The 19,789-nt window shown below is 59.6% G+C and carries 17 protein-coding genes; 3 read left to right on the forward strand and 14 right to left on the reverse strand.

Annotation, left to right across the window (positions count from 1 at the left end; translation table 11 throughout):
* Positions 1-174 precede the first annotated feature (174 nt).
* From U5817_RS13370 to U5817_RS13435, 14 genes are all read right to left on the reverse strand, one after another.
* A complete protein-coding gene (locus U5817_RS13370) occupies positions 175-2,127 on the reverse strand; it encodes a putative bifunctional diguanylate cyclase/phosphodiesterase (RefSeq protein ID WP_407277644.1) in 1,953 nt (650 codons plus the stop codon).
* An 85-nt stretch (positions 2,128-2,212) separates the two neighbouring features.
* A complete protein-coding gene (locus U5817_RS13375) occupies positions 2,213-3,358 on the reverse strand; it encodes a branched-chain amino acid ABC transporter substrate-binding protein (protein ID WP_407277646.1) in 1,146 nt (381 codons plus the stop codon).
* Positions 3,359-3,833: 475 nt separating this feature from the next.
* Positions 3,834-4,451, reverse strand: a complete 618-nt coding sequence (locus U5817_RS13380) for a MarC family protein (protein ID WP_407277647.1) — start codon at positions 4,449-4,451, stop codon at positions 3,834-3,836.
* 74 nt (positions 4,452-4,525) lie between these two features.
* Entirely contained in the window at positions 4,526-5,968 is a 1,443-nt protein-coding gene (gene gabD, locus U5817_RS13385; protein ID WP_407277648.1) for an NADP-dependent succinate-semialdehyde dehydrogenase, read from the reverse strand.
* Entirely contained in the window at positions 5,965-7,518 is a 1,554-nt protein-coding gene (locus U5817_RS13390) for a PucR family transcriptional regulator (protein ID WP_407277649.1), read from the reverse strand. Before U5817_RS13390 ends, gabD begins: the two co-directional genes overlap by 4 nt.
* A 180-nt stretch (positions 7,519-7,698) precedes the next feature.
* Positions 7,699-8,040, reverse strand: coding sequence for a cupin domain-containing protein (locus U5817_RS13395; RefSeq protein WP_407277650.1), 342 nt, complete (start codon positions 8,038-8,040; stop codon positions 7,699-7,701).
* Between the two features lie 11 nt (positions 8,041-8,051).
* Positions 8,052-9,461 (reverse strand): NAD(P)/FAD-dependent oxidoreductase, encoded by a 1,410-nt coding sequence (locus tag U5817_RS13400; RefSeq protein WP_407277651.1) that lies wholly within the window; start codon positions 9,459-9,461, stop codon positions 8,052-8,054.
* A 323-nt stretch (positions 9,462-9,784) separates the two neighbouring features.
* On the reverse strand, positions 9,785-10,645 hold the full coding sequence (locus tag U5817_RS13405; protein ID WP_407277652.1) for a hypothetical protein: 861 nt from the start codon (positions 10,643-10,645) through the stop codon (positions 9,785-9,787).
* A 253-nt stretch (positions 10,646-10,898) separates the two neighbouring features.
* Positions 10,899-12,260, reverse strand: a complete 1,362-nt coding sequence (locus U5817_RS13410; RefSeq protein ID WP_407277653.1) for a purine-cytosine permease family protein — start codon at positions 12,258-12,260, stop codon at positions 10,899-10,901.
* A gap of 286 nt (positions 12,261-12,546) precedes the next feature.
* The gene (locus U5817_RS13415; protein WP_407277654.1) at positions 12,547-14,331 is read right to left on the reverse strand and encodes a hydantoinase B/oxoprolinase family protein; all 1,785 of its coding nucleotides are present in this window, start codon (positions 14,329-14,331) and stop codon (positions 12,547-12,549) included.
* A 14-nt stretch (positions 14,332-14,345) separates the two neighbouring features.
* Entirely contained in the window at positions 14,346-16,373 is a 2,028-nt protein-coding gene (locus tag U5817_RS13420; RefSeq protein WP_407277655.1) for a hydantoinase/oxoprolinase family protein, read from the reverse strand.
* A 476-nt stretch (positions 16,374-16,849) separates the two neighbouring features.
* Positions 16,850-17,266 carry a single-stranded DNA-binding protein gene (locus U5817_RS13425; RefSeq protein ID WP_407277656.1) on the reverse strand — a complete coding sequence of 139 codons (417 nt, stop codon included), beginning with the start codon at positions 17,264-17,266 and terminating at the stop codon, positions 16,850-16,852.
* A gap of 68 nt (positions 17,267-17,334) precedes the next feature.
* Positions 17,335-17,817 carry a hypothetical protein gene (locus U5817_RS13430; protein ID WP_407277657.1) on the reverse strand — a complete coding sequence of 161 codons (483 nt, stop codon included), beginning with the start codon at positions 17,815-17,817 and terminating at the stop codon, positions 17,335-17,337.
* Positions 17,798-18,358 (reverse strand): AcaB family transcriptional regulator, encoded by a 561-nt coding sequence (locus U5817_RS13435; RefSeq protein WP_407277658.1) that lies wholly within the window; start codon positions 18,356-18,358, stop codon positions 17,798-17,800. Before U5817_RS13435 ends, U5817_RS13430 begins: the two co-directional genes overlap by 20 nt.
* Positions 18,359-18,437: 79 nt before the next feature.
* Between U5817_RS13435 and U5817_RS13440 the strand changes: the two genes are divergently transcribed.
* The 3 genes from U5817_RS13440 to U5817_RS13450 all read left to right on the forward strand — a co-directional run bounded on the left by U5817_RS13440 (position 18,438) and on the right by U5817_RS13450 (position 19,776).
* Positions 18,438-18,734, forward strand: coding sequence for a type II toxin-antitoxin system MqsR family toxin (locus U5817_RS13440; RefSeq protein WP_407277659.1), 297 nt, complete (start codon positions 18,438-18,440; stop codon positions 18,732-18,734).
* Positions 18,735-18,736: 2 nt separating this feature from the next.
* On the forward strand, positions 18,737-19,138 hold the full coding sequence (locus U5817_RS13445; protein WP_407277660.1) for a type II toxin-antitoxin system MqsA family antitoxin: 402 nt from the start codon (positions 18,737-18,739) through the stop codon (positions 19,136-19,138).
* A 269-nt stretch (positions 19,139-19,407) separates the two neighbouring features.
* Positions 19,408-19,776, forward strand: coding sequence for an integration host factor subunit alpha (locus tag U5817_RS13450; RefSeq protein ID WP_407277661.1), 369 nt, complete (start codon positions 19,408-19,410; stop codon positions 19,774-19,776).
* Positions 19,777-19,789 lie beyond the last annotated feature (13 nt).

A 19,789-nucleotide genomic window follows, 5' to 3' on the forward strand; every position in this document is an offset into this window, starting at 1 on the left:
AGTGGCCTTGCAGGGGATTACCGCGGGTCTGCGTACGGTACATGCGCGTCGGCATTGTGACGGGAGCCCGATGCCCCTCGCCCGAACAGATCCACTGCTTATAGTAAGTATCGCCAACACTTATTCATGTTGGCGGTGACCCACCGGCACCCTGTCTGTCTCCAACCGCGGTTCTTAGCCTGGAGTCCTCACTGACGGCTCTCGCCAAGGCGAAGATTGTTGCCAGCATCCGTATTGGTCTGCAGGCATCGGGTTACCCACGTAGTAGCCTTGAATCACGTCGCAGCCCAGTTCGGCGAGGCGATCCCATTGGGCTCGATTTTCGACACCCTCCGCAACTACCTCGAGTCCGAGGTCATGCCCGAGACCCACTGCCAACCGCACAATCGCTGCGGAACTGCGGTCTTCGGTAATGGGGGCAACGAAGGATTGGTCGATTTTCAGTGCATCGACGGGAAGTTTCTGCAGGTAACTCAGACTTGAATGGCCGATGCCGAAGTCATCTACGAAAAGCCGCGAGCCAAGCTGCTTGAGACGGCCAAGCGTCGAGACGGCGCGGACGGGATCTTGCATCAACGCACTTTCAGTGAGTTCGAATTCGATCCAGTCCGGCTCAGCTCCCCAAGTCGACATGAGCCCCTCGATCCAACCCACCAAGGCAGGATCACGTAAATCGTGCGCCGACAGATTGACCGACAACGGTTGTGTCACTCCCTTGGCTTGCCATGCATAGCGGTGACGAAACGCGCTTTCGAGCACCCAGTGGGTCAAGGGTGTTATCAGACCCGAATGCTCGGCGAGTTCGATGAATTGACCCGTCGACAAGATTCCCCGTTCAGGGTGGGGCCACCGTACGAGCGCCTCTGCGCCGCACAGGCGAGACGACTCTACGTGGACCTTGGGCTGACAATAGAGCGAAAGTTCGTTCTTCTCGATGGCTTGGCGGAGATCGCCCATCAACGCGAGGCGGCTCGCGTAGGTCTGGTCAATCTTCACGGTATAAACAGCATGGCTCCGGCCGGAACGCTTCGCCTCAGCCATCGCGACACGTGCTCGCCGCAAGAGGGCGTCGGGTTCGGTGCCGTGACCAGGGAATAGCGCAACACCAATCGCCGCGCGGCCGTCGAGTCGCATACCTCCGATCTCTGTCGGTTCGTTCAACAGGGACGAAAGCCGCTGGGCCATGTGCATCGCATGCTCCGCATCGCTGCGTGGCAGAATGATTGCGAACTCCCCGTCTCCAATCCGCGCGACCAACGTGTCTCGGGTAAGCCCCTCAGCCAGGCGGCGAGCAACCTCCTGCTGTAGCAGGTCGCCGCTCGGGTAACCAAGCGAATCGTTGATGTCCTGGAGGCGAATCATGTCGAGGAAGAGCAGTGCGACAGGCTCGTTCCATTCACGTGCCTTTTCGATTTCGAACTGCAGCCTCTCACGCAGACCGCTGCGGTTGGCGAGCCCCGTCAGCGCATCGGAACAAGCCATGCGCTGTATGGTTGCTTCAGCTTCCCGGTGCTTGAGGCGTGTGCGCAAATTGGCGATGCCGTAGGCGAGGTCTTCCGCGAGTTCGCTTAGAAGCCCGACTTCATCCTCGTCGAAGGCGTCAGGCTCCGCAGCGCACAACCCCAAGGTGCCGATGGCCTCACCGTCGATAACCAGGGGAAACGCGCTAGACGACGCGTAGCCCAGCCGCACAGCCTCTGTTTGCCACGGCGACACAGGTGGCTCAAGCAGGTTCTGGCAGACATATGGACGCCTCGTGCGGAAGGCGATTCCGGCCGGATTATGCCCAAACTCCGTATCGTCCCAGCTGAAGGTAACGGCGTGAGTCCAGCCGTCCGTATCGGCATTGATTCCGGGCGCCAGCGCATACGCTTCCAGGGCAAGGGTCTTTTGCGCGTCCTCCCGCGCATATCGCACTGTCGCCCCGTGATACCCCCCCTCACCGACAATGACGTCGCACATAGCTTGAAGCAACTCTTGCTCGCTCGAAGCGCGCAAGAGCGTGCGGTTACCGGCACTCAGCGTCCTCAGGGCACGTGTCAGTCGCTTCAGCTCACGACCCCACCGCTTCGTTAACGCAGGCGTAGAGCCAGAGGTGGAGTCTACGTCGGTATGGTGAGCAGTCATGTCGTGCCCCTTGCGCTATTAAAGTCAGTATAGCCACGCGGACCATCAAGGGGATGTACGAAGCTGACGCATCGAAGATCCCTGGCTACTCGCTGTCGGGCACCGGGACGGGCTGACCGTTCCTGAATGAGTAAATGGTGATCGGCGACTCCTTGAGGTCCCGCTTTTCGTCGAACTGGTAGCTTCCCGCCAGGCCCTGGTACGTGATGTCCGCCAAGGCCGACCGGTACTGCTTGGGGTCAATCGAGTTCGCCTTTTGCATAGCGGCCGCGATCATGAACAGAGCGTCGTACATCGGCGGCCCGTATGTCAGCGGCTCGACCCCGAAGCGTCTCCTGTACTCCGTCTTGAACTGCCGGCCTTCATTGCTCTGCTCGAGTATGGTCCCCCCCAGCGTGCAGTAGACGTGTGCATCCACCGCCTCTCCGCCAAGTTTGGCCAAGAGTTCATTGCAGATTGATTCGCCCCCCAGCAGGTAGCCTTCGATCCCCAGTACCTTCATCTGCCGGCGTAGCGGCCCAGCTTGGGAGTGGTAACCGCCGTAGAAGATGCCGTCGGGCTTGATCCCCTTGATGCGCGTCAGAATCGCCGCGAAATCGGTCGCCTTGTCGGTCGTGAATTCGCGGCTGACGATCTGGACACCGTTCGCTTTGGCCACCTTGATGAATTCATCGGCAACGCCCTGACCGTAAGCCGTTCGGTCATCGATCACCGCAAGATTCCTGACCTTCAGCTTCCTCGCCGCGAAGTTTCCCATTCTGGCGGCCGAGCTGATGTCATTCGGGCCGATCCTGAAGACGAAGGGGAAGCCGGCTTGCGTGACTTTCGGGTTGGATGCCACCGTCGCCATGACGATGCCCGCATCGTTGAGGAGTTTCGAAATCGGAATCGCGACACCCGAGTTGTAAGGGCCGATTACCGCCTTGACGTCTGCATCGACAAGACGTTGAGCGACGGTCATCCCGGTTCGCGGATCGGCGGCATCGTCTTCCGACATGAGCTCGAAACGCACTTTCTTCCCCCCGACGAGCATCCCTTGCGCGTTGAGGCGATCCATCGCCATGCGCAAGGCGTTCTCATGGTCCTTGCCGGCAGCCGCTTGGGGACCGGTGAGGGGACTCGTCAAACCGATACGGACGAGTACCTCCTCGGCTCCCCACGTGGCCGGGGAGGCAAAACCGAATGCGCTCAAAGCGAGAAGTCTCGAGACAAAGCGACGTGGGCGACCCATTGAGTCTCTCCTGCAGTTTGCGTCCCTTATGGATTGTCTCCAATCATGAACGATTCCGGGTGGGGATTGGGCACTAATGCATACGGCTCCTCTGATGAATTAATCCCAAGACCAATACAATCTTTGGGCGTTACCTGGCCGCCGGCATGGCAAACGCCGCTCCCGGCGCCATGTCCTGTGGCCACCACTGCATCGTGGAGTTCTGCCTGATTAACCGCACCCCGTTTTCCCGCACACGCATGCATGCCGCCGAAAAGGCAAAAGGCCGCGCTCCGCGCCACCGAAGGCGCCAGGTCGTACCGATACATCCCGCACCAAAGACCGCGACGACGCGCGCGAGCATGCTATCCTTCCCGGCGCGATTGTCGATGGATTCGACGGCGAGTCACACGGCCTCGAGCAGGATTAGCGCAGTACCGCCCGTCGCGATGCAGCACAAACATCTTCGCGCGAGAGCTCCTCGACCCTGCCCGCCTCAGGTTCCGGAGACGTAAGTCCGTACCCCCGCGACGATGAACTCGACCGCAAGAGCAGCAAGCACAAGACCCATCAGTCGCGTCATGATGTTGAGCCCCGTGCGCCCCGCGAGGCGGCTGATCGGCGCGGCAAGGCTGAACGCCAGCCACACACTCGCCGCAATCAACAGTCCTGCGGCAAGCAAGTTCAGCGTGCCGCTGATGCTGGACGCCTGGTTCGCATAGATGATCACCGTGCTGACGGTGCCCGGTCCCGTCAGCAGCGGAATCGTCAGAGGAACGACCGCAATGTTTGCGCGTAGGCTTTCCTCGCCGCGGTCTTCCACCGTCGCTCGACCCGCTGTTGGCTGGGCATTGAACATCGACACCGCAACGAGGAAGAGCAGCACGCCTCCACCGACCTGAAGCGACGGGATCGTTATGCCAAAACCGGCGAGCAGAAACTCGCCTCCGAGCGCCGACACCGCGATCACAAGAAAGGTAGCGAGGGAAGCCGTCCTGATCGTCTGCCTACGCCCCACGTCAGACTGGTCCTCAGTGAGGCTCATGTAGGCAGGGATCGCGCCGAAGGGATTGATCAGTGCTGCAAGGGTGATGCAGATCTTAGCGAATTCCATCTATGTCAATCCTACTGCCTCGCGAATCACCTCCGCCCACGGGCGTATCGTGTGGACGGAGATGCAACACTGCTCTATAGACCGATACTCAAGTATTTGATTTCGACGTACTCCTCGATCCCGTATTTCGAGCCCTCACGCCCCAAGCCGGATGCCTTCACGCCCCCGAAAGGAGCCACCTCCGTCGAAATCGCTCCGGAATTAATGCCGATCATCCCATACTCCAATGCTTCCGCTACACGGAAGGTGCGCGCCAGGTCACGCGTATAGAAATATGCAGCCAAGCCGTACTCCGTATCGTTCGCATACGCAATCACATCGTCTTCATTCCGGAAACGAAACAGCGGCGCCAGGGGTCCGAACGTTTCTTCCTTCGCGACCAGGGAGTCGTGGGAAACTTCCGTCAGGACGGTCGGCTCGAAAAAGGTGCCTCCCAGCGAATGCGCCTTCCCGCCCGTAAGGATCCTCGCCCCCTTGCCGACGGCATCGGCGATATGCGCCTGCACTTTCTCCACTGCCGACTCATTGATCAGTGGGCCCATGTTGACGCCGCTTTTCAGCCCATTTCCCACCTGAAACGCTTCCACCGCCTTCTTCAATTTGTCGGCGAACGCATCATAAACGCTGTCATGGACATAAATGCGGTTGGCACACACGCACGTCTGGCCGTTGTTCCGGTACTTGGCAACCAGCACACCTTCGATTGCCGAATCGAGATCGGCGTCTTCGAATACGATGAATGGCGCATTACCCCCGAGTTCCAGCGACACTTTCTTGATGTCACGGGCACATTCCGCCATCAGCAAGCGACCGACATTGGTGGAGCCGGTGAAGGTCAGCTTCCGCACGATCGGGTTGCTCGTCAGCTCGGCGCCAATTTCGCCCGCAGAACCCGTCACGACGTTGAAGACTCCGGGCGGAATGCCCGCCCGCTCGGCAAGTTCCGCCAGGGCCAGCGCCGAGAACGGTGTTTGCGGTGCAGGCTTCAATACCATCGTGCAGCCTGCGGCCAGCGCCGGTCCGACCTTGCGCGTAATCATCGCGGAAGGGAAATTCCAGGGAGTGATCGCGGCGGCGACCCCGATCGGCTGCTTGATCACCAGCACCCTCTTATCGGCCTGCGGTGCCGGAATCACGTCCCCGTAAATCCGTTTGCCTTCCTCCGCGAACCACTCCAGGAACGACGCCGCGTACAGGATTTCGTTACGTGCTTCGGCAAGGGGCTTGCCCTGCTCGATTGTCATCAAGCGCGCTAGTTGATCCTGATTTTCAATCATCAGGTCGAACCACGCCCGCAGCCGAGCAGCGCGTTCCTTGGCCGTCAGGCTCCGCCATGCGGGCAGCGCCCGATTGGCTGCGTCGATGGCTGTCCGCGTCTCATGCGCCCCCATCAGGGGCACATTGCCGATCAGCTCACCGGTGGCCGGATTGCAGATGGACTGCGTCTCGTTGTTTCGCGCGCACACCCATTGTCCGTCGACATAGGCGCGTTGCCGTAACAAGGTCAAATCGTTCAATCTTCCTTCTCCTTGAATTCCGAATGATAATCAATCGGCCTGTCCTGCTTGCGTGCATTCGGCGAGACCAGGCCGGCAATTTCCGCCGCCTGCAGCGCCATCCACAGAATCGCAACGTCCTCGGTGCGCTCCAGGGAACGCCCGGTCATGGACTCGATGCGCCGTATGCGATAAATAAGGGTCGTCTTGTGCACGTGCAGCTGCTTCGCCGCACTCAGCCAGGAACGGTTGTGTTCGAGAAAAACTTTCAGAGACGCGAGCAAGGGCGTGCCGTGCTCTTGCTCATAATCCGCCAAGGGCCCCAGCACCCGGCGAAAGGTCTGCGTCGCTTCGTCCAGACTGTGCGGAAGCCAAGGCACCTTGTCGGCAATCTGCGCGTATGCCATGACTGCTCGCTCGGATCCTGCATGAACCAGGGCCAGTCGCGCTTCGCGGAGTGCCTCGGGCAAGCGCTCCGACTGTCCGATCGGGTTGCTCAGACCGATACTCATGTCCAGTATCGCCTGCACCGCGGGCGCCGCATCCGCCTGCAACAGCATTATCAGCTCCTCCCCCTGCGGACGCAGCAGCACGGATAGGTCGGACCGATGGATCTGCGTGACCCACTCCACCAGCTTCTGCCCGTCAGGGCGCGCCACGGCAAGGCGCGCCGACTCGACGGCCATGCCGAATTGCTCGAGTTTCTTCCTCTCCTGGTAGGGAGAAAGCCGATGATTCAACAAGTCATCGAGGAACTCCGAACCGATCCTCAGCGTACGCTCCGCTTCCACATGCAGGCGTTCGAGCGCAATGCCCAGGACCGCGACTAAATGGTGCAACAGGCTGTAGTCCAGCAAATGACTCTCTGTTCCTCGAACCAGCAGCACGCAGCCCTTGCTCGATGGGACCCCGACGGCGAATACGTCTTCGTCCGCAAACACGTACCGTCGCACAACCGGGGAGTTGGCTGCCAAATCGGGCGGCTGACGGCGAAGAACCGCCTCCAGCCCTTCCGGAAATTCGGCCTTCCCTGGCAACCAGGGCCGCAGCGTCTGCGAGTCCAAAAGCATCATTTTGGCGAATACATCCTTCTCCAGGCGCTGGAGAAGCGAGTCGAGACTAAGCCCCTCAATGGCCATGCGCGCGCTCACGCACAGCCGTGTAATGGCATTGCGCCTCTCGAATTCTTCCTTCCGGTTTGCGTCGATGATGGCGCGGGTCACGCTTGCAAACGGCACCTCACGTTGCGTCATCAACACGGGAAATCCCAGTTGCTCTGAGGTGCTCTGCAACGCAAGCAGATCTTCCGGCGCCTGCATGTTCTCACCGACCATGAGCCCCGCCAATCCCGCCGTTGACAGCGCCTCGACATACTGGCGCTGTGCATCCGGGTCCTGGGGAATCCCCATTCCCGTGGTCATCAGCAAATCCCCTTCTCCCAGCCATTCCGTCGGATCCCGCAATTCGCAGACGTGCGCCCAACGCACCGAGCGCTCACCTCCCCTGTCCCCACTCAGGAAGCGTGTGTGCAATTCCGGCAAATTGACGATATCGATGATTCTCAGTGGCATCGTGGATCTCCTTTGACAATGCAAACCTGCGCGTGCATGGCTCCCCCATCATGAGGAGCATCATAACGACTGCGAGGTAGCGGTGCGCAAGCAGAAGAAGTCAAGGAGCGGTCAGGACGCTTGTTCAGCGATCACGTTGGCAACATTGTCAGAAATTTAATGAACCCACAGCTTTACTACTCAGCCGAGAATCAGGTATGCCTTGCGAACGGTTGTGCGAATCTCCCACTCGCCTTGTGTCTCGGGAGAAAAATAGATGGAATCGCCGGAGCGGAATTCGATCGGCACACCGCCATCCGGTGTAAAGCTCCCCTCTCCCGCTATGAAATAGCTGTATTCGGCCGGGCGTACCTGGCGGCGAAAACGTCCGGGTGAGCATTCCCATACCCCTGCTCCGCCCGCCGGAAGTTCATGATGTGCCGCAATACGGGAGAACGCGATCTGTTCACTGGTTGGCGCACCGACAGGCGCAAGAGCGCTGAAGTCGCTTTCACTGTCGGCGCGAATGAGGATTGGAAACATCTGGAAGCTCCTTAGGATTTGTCTTCAAGCCCGGCGGGCGCCAGACTGGCCAGCAGCCGGTCCAGCGCTTTGGGCTGATGCCCGCGCATTTCCGCCTGCTCTTTTCGGATCACCGCATTACGGACCAGGGTTCCACCGAAATAGCGGAACGGCTCTGGCGGAAAGGTCTTGCATTTTCTGCCGACGAGGGGGCATTCGCTCCATTCATCCTTCCGACCCAATGCGAGGCTCGCCAGAATGCGCCCGCCCAGCCTGCTCGGCCCCACCCCATTGCCGCTCCAACCGATCCCGTAGAATATGTTGGCCTGCCCAGCCAAGTTACCGAATACCGGCAGGCTGTCATAAGTTCGATCGATCGGGCCCGACCACCCGTGAGTGACCGCAGCCCTGTCCAGTCCCGGGTAGGTGCTGAACAGATCGGCGTTCGTCAGGGCGATGCTGTTCGCGTCTTCGCTGAATACACTATTGATCTGCGCTCCATAGGAAATGGCGCCCGTGCCTTTTCCGAAAGCGATCCGCCCCTCGCGCGTGGTGCGGTAATAATCGACCATCAATTGCGAGTCGGTGATGGACTCGCCGCCCGTCCACCCGATTTTCTCGAATTGCTCACCTAGCGGTTGCGTGACCACGATGGAACTGTTGACAGGCGTGATCAGTCGGGAAAGTTCCGGAATGGAAGCCGACCAGGCATTCGTCGCCAGCACGACCCGTTTCGCCTTCAGCTCGCCGCCCGAGGTATGCAGGCAAACTGTATTTCCTGGCTCGACATGGCTTACGCCCGACTGCTCGTAGATCCTGATACCCGACTCGAGGGCCACCCGGCGCATCCCTTCGACGAGCGCCGCCGGTTGTACGGTCGCATTGGACGCCTCGAAAACTCCCGCCAGATGCACAGAAGAACCGCTACGCCGACGGAGTTCGGAAGACGACAGTCGCTCGAACGGCCGGACGCCCAGGCGCTCACACGCTTGTACGGTCGTGTTCCACGAGTCCACGTGGGCAGGCGTTGTCGCAGTCCACAGCCAACCCTTTTGCACAAAGTGCGCGTCGATCGCGTGTTGCGCGCAGAATTCACCAAGTTCGAAAATCGCTTGTTCGGCGCTACGCCCCAGGAACAGCGCCTCTTCTGGATTGCAGAAGGAACGCAAAGTCCCGATTTTGGGCCACCACGACATCACAAACCCGCCGTTTCTCCCGGACGCACCTCCCCCACAGACGTTCTGCTCCAGAATCACGACGCTGCAGTCGGGCTCATGCCGCTTGATGGTCAGCGCCGTCCAGAGACCGACAAATCCGCCCCCGATAATTGCGACATCCGCATTCTTGCTTCCCTGCAGAACAGGACACGCATCCACCGGCGAGATCGACTCCTGCCAGTAACTGCGCTTGAGCGGCTGTGTCAAATGAAGTTTCATCATCATGGCATTCCTTTCCCGTCAATCCTCGTTCCCGGAAAGTTTAGGAGAACGATCTGACACGCAACAATGCGCCGCAAATAGAAAAATCGGGATCCGCCTAGTGCGATCGTAGCAACGCACATTCGGTTCAACTGGTCGCCAAAGTCGCGACACCCGGCGCCACGAATGCAATTCGCCCTCGCGGCCCCGTGCTGCACGCAATCTTTCGATTTGAAGAGGTGCGATGTCGCCGGCGAACACTTTTGCTGGCAGCTTCCACGTTACACGGCGCCGACTTCGATCTCCTCCTTTTCAAAAGGAGATCGTTTCCAATTACATGGGGATGATCACAGCGGGAACCATATCTGAGCCAGCACGGCATCGGTTTCTGGCATATTCCGTCCCTTCGTCGATTTCGAGTAGCCGATTGACCAGCTCATGAAATTCCTGTGCGTCACCATTACACCGCCGCCCATGTTCATCAGATAGGCGCTACTGCCCTCGTTGGTCTGATAATCAGCCGAAACATAGGGCGTCACGCGCAATCCCAAGCCCGTCACACCCTGAATGTCGTACCCCAGACGACCGTTGAAGTGATACTCGTCTTTGGGTTTCCCACCCGACTCCGGGAACTTCGTGTGATAACCCACGACCGCGTCGACGTTCCAGTTGTTGATATTTACGTCGTAGAAGCCGCGCAAATATAGATCCCAGGCCTTGGAATCGAGCGAGGAAGTTATTGCAAATGGTGTAGCCACGAGAATGTCGTAGCCCGTCGTACTGTTCGCGGTCGGCTTGGTCCAGCCCGTGAAGGCAGGAATGATGCTGCCGAACCCATTTGCGACAACCGAATCGGGCGTACGCAGGCGGAACTCGTAAGTATTCAGCGAGAAGGCATAGGCCCAATCCGAGTTCTTTTCGAACTTGAAGAAGTACGGAATAATGGTGAACCCGAACAACGTGTCCGTCTTTCCCGCAGGATTCGTGGTCTTGTGCCCGTCGGAATCGAATGATTTGTCGGACGAGCTGTAATACAGTGTCTGCCCCGGGAACAGGAAACCGTTCTCGAATTCCGTCGGCAGATCCCAATAGTGCGGGCGATAGTGGTGCCCCAATACCTGAGCTTGCGCCGTCCCGGCGAGTCCCGCTGCCGTTCCCAGCAGCAAGATAACTTTGGCCAATTTGTGCTTGCATCGATTGTATTTCATTACGTGTCTCCTCCTTGCGTTTGTTTGTATTGCCGTTATTTCCCGCCCGAGTTAAAAAAATCTCGCGACTGCCGAGGTTATTTTCCTGTAGGCAGGCAACAGCAGGCCCTCCTTGGGTCCGTAAGGGCGCCCAAGGGAGCAGGGTTTCCATTCAGGTTTTGGCGGCGGCTGACAACTGCGCTTGGAAGCGCATTGCAGTCCATGAAGAGGCGGCCTGAAGTTGCTCGTCCGGCCGCCGGATACAATGCGGTGATCAGTCGCCTAATTGGTACGCCGAAACGCGGTCATTCCGGATGTAGCGGGATTTGACGACGAAATAGATCCCCGCGGCAGTCAATGCCGTGACCGGGGCGGACCAGCCGGCGATTCCCTGGGGAGCTTGCAGCAGCAGCGCACCCAACACCGACGAAAGAATCCACGCGCTGAGCGCGCCCCATCTAACGGTGGGCGTTCGGCTGAGCTGGGCACCCAAGGTGGCCGGAGACATGTCTGCGGTCCGCTTCAGGTAGATGAAGACCAACGCGATCGAGACCCACGCCACCACGAGGGTGCCCTGATAGGCGAGCGCCTTCAGAATGAAAGAGAAGACGTTCTGCAGCATCAGGTTATACACGATGAATCCGACCGCAATCACGCACAGCACTTTGGGAAGATGCACATTGAACGCGGACTTCAGGAAGGCCTGCATGTTGATCGCCGAAAGATAGAAGTTCGCGGTGTTGATCCGCGTCTGACTCACCCAGACGAAGGCAAGACCGAACAATCCCATCAGCTTCAGGAGACCTAGGACAGCCGACACCTCGCTGATCCCACCCTCCAGCGGAATGGTGCCTGCGATGAAGATGCCCACCATCGCGTTGACCAGGAAGGTAAATACATAGAAGAGCCAGCCGAAGTTGTACCGTGCGTGGTAGTCGGCATCCTCTTTCCTCCCCAGACGCGCGTAATCCCACGTGTACATCATCATGATCCAGACACCCATGAAATACGTGAAACACTGCCACCAGCCGTCTTCGGGGACATCACTGCCGGGCCCGAGCTGCAACCATGCGTCGCTATAGCCATACTCGGATACCGTCATTGCGACTGCCGCGACAAGACCGATGAGGTAAAAGGGGAGCAGCACTCCATTGAATTTGTCGAGCCAATGCTGGACGCTACCAAAAACGAGCGGAACGCTGTAACAGATTACGATGAGAAATGCGTACTTCAGGTCTATGGACGGGAAATATGCATTAATCGCGACAGCGATGACCGAGCCCTCGAAGACTGCGTAATAGATTGCCGTTGCACAGAAGATGAGTGTTGCAAGTTGCGCTCCGACCTTACCGAACAGCAACTCCGAAAACTGTTCGACGGACAGTCCGGTCTTGATCGAGAAACGGGTGATCGCGCCGTTGATAATTGCATAGACTACCGTCGATAGCACCAGTCCGATCAGCACGTTCTTGGCCCCCAGGGTGAGGGCCAGTGTGGCCGGCACCATCAGCCAGAACATCGCGCTGCATAATGCCCACCAAGCCATCGTCAGCCCGAAGCGCCCCATCCTTTCGTTTTCAGGAACGGGCACCGAAAGGAAGTCCTCATCCCCGCTCGTTTCGATCTTGTTCGCCACATTTGTCTCCTTTAATCCACCGCCATGCGCTGAGTTTTATATTGAACGCCGGCAAATTTGTTTTATTTGCTCGAGAATCTGGAGTTTGAAGGTCTGTCACCTCTTTCGTGATTCCGCAGCAACACCGTTCGCCCAATGGGGCATCCGCCGGCGTTGGTTGGAGTTGGTTGGTTCGGAGAGATATTGCTTCCTGAGGGGCCAGGAAATGCCATCCCCGGGCGGCATCGAGCCGCCCTAGGGATATCGGGCTAAGTGCGGCAGGCTGAGGGCCGCGTAAAAATGAGCTTTACTTCGCCTGGCCGCGAAGACGCGTTGTTTCGGCCTCGTTCACAGTCAGGGTCACCGGATCGATAACGACACGATATTGCTCGCGTGCGGCTTCAATCGAGATGTACTCGTCCAGCACGTCCTCGAGCACGTCATTGACGGAGCGATTGGTCGGCTTGCCCCAGCCACCACCGCCCGTGCTTTCGAACATGAATACGTCTCCGCTTGCGAACTTATGCGACGACAGCAGCGGGTTTCTCCAGGCGCCGCGAGAATCCACACCGCCGATCACCTCCGTCGTGCCGTCGGCATGGATGTGGCTCGCACGCTGTACCGCACTGGGAAGACCGCCGGCAGCGCCGGGACTGCCTTCGATTGTGCGCGAAGTTTCCATACCCAACTCGCCGCCGCCCAGGAAGCGCACTTTGAAGATCGCACCGAGACCGCCGCGGTGCTGCCCGGCCCCGGCAGAGTCCTTCCTTAGCTCGAAGGCCTCGTAGGCGATCGGGAAGAACAGTTCTGCAGTTTCGGCAGGCATGTTCATGCAGTTGCCGAGCGGATCCATCGTGACGCTCATGCCGTCCGCGTACGGAGTCCCGCCCCAGCCCCCGGCCGGCAGATCGGAAAAGACATCTGTCTTGCCGTCCAGCGACGTGCAGCTCGCAACGAACCAGTTGCACTCCGAGCATGTCGATCCCGTGATCTTCTCCGGAATCGCTTTCGCAAGCGCCTGCCAAATGGCACTGGTGATCTTCGAGGAAGTGAGCGTTGTGCAACCGATCGTGGGAGCAGGCCATTTCGCATTGAGCCAGCAGTCCTCCGGAAGGACGACCTCGATGGGATTGAACATGCCTTGGTTCTGCGGCGCATCCGGCGCGAGGAAGAACTGAAGCGAGTAGAGCGCCGCAGAAATCGTGTTGGCCCGGGGGGAGTTAATCGCCCCCTTGCAGATCGGGTCGGTTCCGGTGAAATCGACCTTGATTGATGTGTCCTTGATCTCCAGCCTGACCTTCAGCTTGACACGCTCGTTGCTGATCCCGTCCGTATCGGCATAGTCTTCGGCCTCATACACGCCGTTGGGAATCTTGCTGATGCTCTCGCGGATCATCTTTTCCGTATAGGCCTGAATCTTCTTCATGGCCTTGCTGACCGTATCGATTCCGTAACGGTCGCACGCGCGCTGCAACTCCTGCTCTGCCCCGCGAAGTGCGCCGAGGTGTGCCTGCAGGTCGCCCTTGATGAAATGGGGCGTCCTGGAGTTGTTCATGATGATGGCTAGCAGATCTTGATTGATCTTGCCTTCCGAGAAAATCTTCAGCGGAGGCAGGCGCAGGCCTTCTGCGGCAATATGCGTACTGAAGGCTTGTCCGCCGGCACCGCCACCGCCGAGGTCCATCCAGTGCCCGCGACTGACGCCATAGCCAATCAGCTGACCTTTATAGAAATATGGCTTGATGAAGGAGATGTCATTGATGTGCGTGCCTCCGCGGTACGGATCATTGACAACGAGCACGTCACCTTCGTACACGTTGTCCTTGCCGATGCACTTGACAGCTTCCTCGGCACTGAACTTCATCGCCGCCAGATGTATCGGGCAGTTCGCCGCCTGACTCAGGAGTTGCAGGTCTGCATCGTAAATGGCATTAGAGAAGTCCAGCATGTCCGCCAGAATCGGCGAGAAGGACGAACGCTGCAGCACCGTTGCCATACGGTCGCTGGCAAATTCGAAGATGCTGCGCATCACCTCGAAGGTAATAGGATCGATCTCGTCCGCCGCATCATGGATGATCTTTTGATCGTTCATTGTCGTCTCCTTCCTTACTTTTCGATATCGATCACGAGCGCACCCATGGCATTCACGTGTGCGTGGGTGTTGGGCGGCAGGACGGTGCAAGCGTGTTCGTATTCAACGATGGCCGGACCTTCGATTCTGTGCTGGGTCCCCAGAGCCTCGCCCTTATAGACCTGGCACGACGTCCATTTGCCTTCGAAATACACATCACGCATACCCTTGATGATGTCGCCACCCGCCATATGAGAAATTTCGACGGGCGGCGGATCCTCCATACGGCCGATTGCAGCGACACCGAAGGAAACGAAGGCGGGAGCAAAGTCCTCGGAACTGACACCGAACTCCTTCAAATGGCAGGCATGAAACTGCTGTTCGATGCGTGGCATGCATTCCTGCGTGAGCACTCCATTGGGGATGGGGGTTTCCACTTCATAGGATTGCCCCACATAGCGCATCTGAGCCGTACGAACCAGTTCGATATCATGCTCATTTTCGAAGCCCTGCTCCTTCAGTGCCTTCTTGGCCTTTGCCTCCAGCTCCGCGAGGATGCCGTTGATCTTGCGCAGGTCGGCGTCCTGAACGGGGGTGTAGTAGAAGTGCTCCAGGTCCTGGCGCAGATCCATCACCGTCGCGCCGAATGCCGATGCCACACCGGCGTGGGGCGGAACGATCACTTTCGGGATGTTCATCGACTTGGCGACGAAGCAGGCGTGCAGCGCACCCGCACCGCCGAAGCTGGCGAACACGAAATCTCGCGGATCCCGCCCACGGGAGACCAGGATCTTCTTGACGGCCTGCGCCATGTATTCGCATCCGATGCGGATCATGCCTTCGGCGGTTGCCAGGGTGGAGAGCCCGATCTGTTTCGCAAGATTCGACATCGCCTTTTCGGCGGCAGCGAAATCGAGCACCATCTTCCCGCTGAGCGTCGGATCCAGACGTCCCAGCAGGAGATTTGCATCGGTGATGGTCGGCTGCGTGCCGCCCCTACCGTAGCAGACAGGCCCCGGCTCGGAGCCGGCGCTTTGGGGGCCGACGCGCAGCGAACCGCCCGAATCAACCCAGCCTATCGAGCCGCCGCCGGCGCCCACGCTGTGGATGTCGAGCATGGGAACGACGATGGGCACTTCCCATTCGAGTTCGTGGTCACGGGTGATCAGGCCCTTGCCATTCTCGACGATGGATACGTCGAAACTCGTCCCGCCCACGTCGGTGTGGAGAATTCGTTCGAAACCGCTCTGCTCGGTCAGGTAGCCGGCGTAGGCGACGCCACCCGCCGGCCCGGACTCCAGCATGTCTTCCGGGTGGAGTCGGGCCACGTCGGCCGACATCACACCGCCGCTGCTCTTCAGGATGAGCAGTTTCCCGACGAATTTGTGCTGACGGAGCCGCGCCTCCAGATCATCCATGTATTTGACCATCACAGGCATGCAGGCTGCGCGCACAGCCGTGGTCATGAAGCGCCCGTGCTCACGAAACACCGGGCGGGTTTCGGCGGACAGCACAACATGAACGTCGGGGCAATGCTCGAGGAGAATGTCGCGCATCTGCTTTTCATGCTCACCGCAGACGTAGGAATTGATGAACCCGATGCCCACGGACTTGATTCTCGCCGCCTTGATCTTCCGCGCAACATCGTGCGCCGCTGCAATGTCCAGTGGCCGCTCGGTCTCGCCCCGGACGTTGGTACGCTCCGGAACGGTGTAACGATAACGACGCTTGATGATGGGTTTGGGTTTGCTCTGGTAAGGGTCGTACAGATGCTCGCGGTGCTGCCGGCCAATTTCGAGCGTGTCGCGAAAACCTTCGGTCGTGATGAAGGCTGCGTCCGGATAGCTTCGCTCGATCAGCGCATTGGTCGCAGTCGTCGTTCCGTGCATGAGGTACGAGATATCGGCAATATCGATGCCGGCCTTCTGAATGGCTTCCAGAACCGCAATTGAGCGATCCTGTTTGGTGGTGAGAACCTTTGACGTCACTTGCCTGCCCGTACTTTCTTCCCAGGCGAACAAATCGGTAAATGTGCCACCAACGTCTACTCCGACTCTCCACATGCTATTTCCTCCTCGAGTTTGATTAGGTATTTATCCGGTGTGGGATTGAATGTTTTCATGAAGCAATTACCCGCATCAATGAGACGGAACTAGAAATTTTCTCTGGTCACTCCTACTTTCGTAGTAGCACCCGCGAGGGCGAATGGAGTAATGAAGGATCGGAAGGCTATCTTCCCCGAAGCGCCAGTTCGCTGCGTGAGCAGCATCTCTTCGAACACGGTTGGCGCCGGGTAATTGGGGGGTAGCCAACCGACGGACATGATCAACGGTCGGTTCGACCTGCGGCCGGCCCGCAAGGAAGAGGCTGACGGGAAGTCTCTTGTGGACAGGTTAAGGGAACGAGCATCCATGGCGCTTCCTGACCGCGCGAGAGGTGCGTACCGAACTCACACCATTGTGACGACGAAATTGAGCACGACGGCGGTTGTAACTGGCCGACCTCAGCGCGAACGGACGGGGTGAAACGGCAGGAATGGCTAGGTCGCGGCAGCCGCCGCCTCGCTGGATGATCCCGCCAGCTCCCGCTTGGGCTTGTACTCGACGCCCGCAACCCGGCCCAGGCACAGCGTGACCTCGTCGGCGGTCACCTGGAAGCCAGGCACCTTGTCGGCGGCACCCTCAAGCGAGTACATGAACTGCTTGAGGACGCCTTCGACCTGGACCCGCGCGCCTCGTCGCAACACGCGCGCGGCGTCTTCCCCGCGCTGGCCCCACAGCGACACGCTCATCCAGAATCCGCCGACCTGCTGGTACTCGTCATTGGCCTGGTCGTAGGCGTAGTCGTCGAAAAACACGCGCATCTCGGCAACCACCTCGTCCGCGCCATTGACGGGCACGTGCTTGAGGATCGGTGTATCGCCGAGATTGCCTTTCCCGCGAAATACGTTCGGCATGATGTTCTCCATGGCGTCGGGTAAGAACACGGCGGCGGCCGACGCCGGTGCCGCGACCGCGTGAAACTCTATGGATTGCGCTCGCAGGCGTGCCGCTGCGCGAGCCGCGCCTCGATCTCGCGCCGGTTAAGCTCGTTCGCGCGCCGGTGGATCCGCTCGTACCACTCACGCAGCACCCCGGGGAGCTGGGCAAAATGCGCATGGATCACGCCCCACGCGATGTGACCCGCGCGTGCCCCGGATCCTGCCGCCCGCCAGCGCAGATGGACCTGCCCTGTGTCCTTGCGCCGATGCACCGCAAGATTGAAGGTCCGCCCCCGCACCCGACGTGTGAGCCGCGACAACTCCTCCTGTTGGCGGTGAATCCTGTCAACGCGGGTCTGCGCCTGCCGCACCTCGGCCGGAGCCCCTCCCCTACCCGTAAAGGCCTTTGTGTCAGCATCCTGTTGACAAGGTGGACTGCCGCAGCGCCGGTCGATGGGGTCGGCAGCACCCGGCGGATCGGGTTGCGCCAGGTCGCTCACCCGCGCCTCAGTCGACCAGCCCATCATCGGTTGCCTCATCGCCTGCTGCGCCACGCTCCGAATCGATGGCCGCGATGTCGGCGGCCACGCGCTCGAGCATGGCCTTCTCGGTCTCCGAAATCGCGATGCGACGCTGGGAGTGGCGCGAGATCGCATGACCTGCATAGATGCCGGCTGGCACAGCACCGAAGATCCCGGTGACGGCTGCGACACGCTTCTGTGCGTTGGCATCGGCGCCGGGCAGGAAGTCGGCGCGACTGAGCGCCAACAGGTCCGGCTTCGTGAGCCAGGTCTCGAACCGGATGAACTCCTCGAATGCGGCACGCATCGGCCGAGTGAACTGCCGGATGGCGTCATGCGCCTCCTTGTCGGAGAACAAGGCCTTGCGGCCGAGCGTCTTGACCACCCGGACGTAGTAGTCGAACTCCACGATCAGCTCGGCGATGACGTAGCCGTAGGGGCTGCGGAAGCCGAGTTCCAGGACCTTCGGCTCGCGCGACTTGAGGATGCCGAAACCGAGCCCCTTGTCGGCGCGCTTCTTGGGGTCGTCACAGAAGACGGAGAACATCGTACGCTTGACGGGAACCGCCGAAACTCCCGTTGCTAACCAACTTGCCAAAGCTAACCAACTAGGTTAGTATTTGCCTATGGAGAAACGAACCCCGCACTGCAAGCTGTCAGTGGTCAAAGCCTTGGTCGAGGCGGGTATGGTGCGCACGACCCACGCGGCGCGAACTGGCGCAAACGAGTTGGGGCTTGAGTTTTCCGACATGCTGGCCGTGGTGATGGCACTCACGCCAGCGGACTTCTACAAGAGCATGACCACCCACGCCGATCATACGATCTGGCAGGACGTGTACCGCCCAAGCACGCAGGCGGGCGACGTGTACCTGAAGCTGACAGTCATTGATGACGTGCTGATCGTGTCCTTCAAGGAGCTATGAACATGAAATGTCCTGTGTGCGGCGCGGCGGAACTGATCCACGACACCCGCGACCTGCCCTACACCTACAAGGGCGAAACCACCACCATTGCGGCGGTGACGGGCGACTTCTGCCCGGCCTGCGCCGAGTCAGTTTTGGATGTGGCGGAATCGGATCGCGTCATGCGCGAAATGCGCGCCTTCTCGAAGCAGGTGAATGCGGCCATTGTCGATCCTAGCTTCATCGCCAACGTGCGCAAGAAGCTCGCGCTCGACCAGCGCGAAGCCGCCGAAATCTTCGGCGGCGGTATCAATGCCTTCTCGCGCTACGAAAACGGCAAGACCAAGCCGCCGCTGGCCCTGGTGAAACTGCTCAAGGTGCTGGATCGTCACCCCGACCTGCTCAACGAGGTCAGAACCGCCTGACTTTCTCGAAACTCGCCGTTCTGCGCTTCGCCCAGCGAGAACGGTTTTCGAGAATACTCCTGCCACGTCGGCGCCAGGTTGGACTTCTCAGCATGGCTTCTCGCAGACCATCGTTTGCGAGAAGTGCACACTTCTGCGCTCGTGCTGGCCGCATGCCGTCCCCAAAGCGGCTGCGTCCACGACGACAACGCGGAGTAAACTCGGCCATGACCAGGCATCGACTCTGATGCGCACTCGCCGTCTTTCCAAACCGCACGAACCGCCCCACCATGACCCTGACCAAGGCCGATCTCACCCAACGCATCGCCGACGCCATCGGATTCAACAAGCGCGAAGCAACCGAAATGGTCGAAGCCTTTTTCGAGGAGATTGCCACCGTGCTCGCGGGCGGAGAGGAGGTCAAGCTGTCTGGCTTTGGCAGCTTCCAGTTGCGCCAAAAAGACGCGCGCCCGGGGCGTAACCCGAAGACGGGGGAGACGGCCGTGGTCCGCGCGCGTCGCGTCGTGGTGTTTCGCCCCAGCATCAAGCTCAAAGGTGCGGCTGGCACCGGCAAGCGACCGTCAGCCGGAACCGGCACGGCGGCGGCTACGCATCGTGCGACGCACAGTGCCCAGGACGACATCGAGGAGTTCGTGTGAGTCGCTGCGGCAC

Origin of the sequence: Aromatoleum evansii, from assembly GCF_045689615.1 — a bacterium.
In the GTDB taxonomy this organism is placed as follows: Bacteria; Pseudomonadota; Gammaproteobacteria; order Burkholderiales; family Rhodocyclaceae; genus Aromatoleum; species Aromatoleum evansii.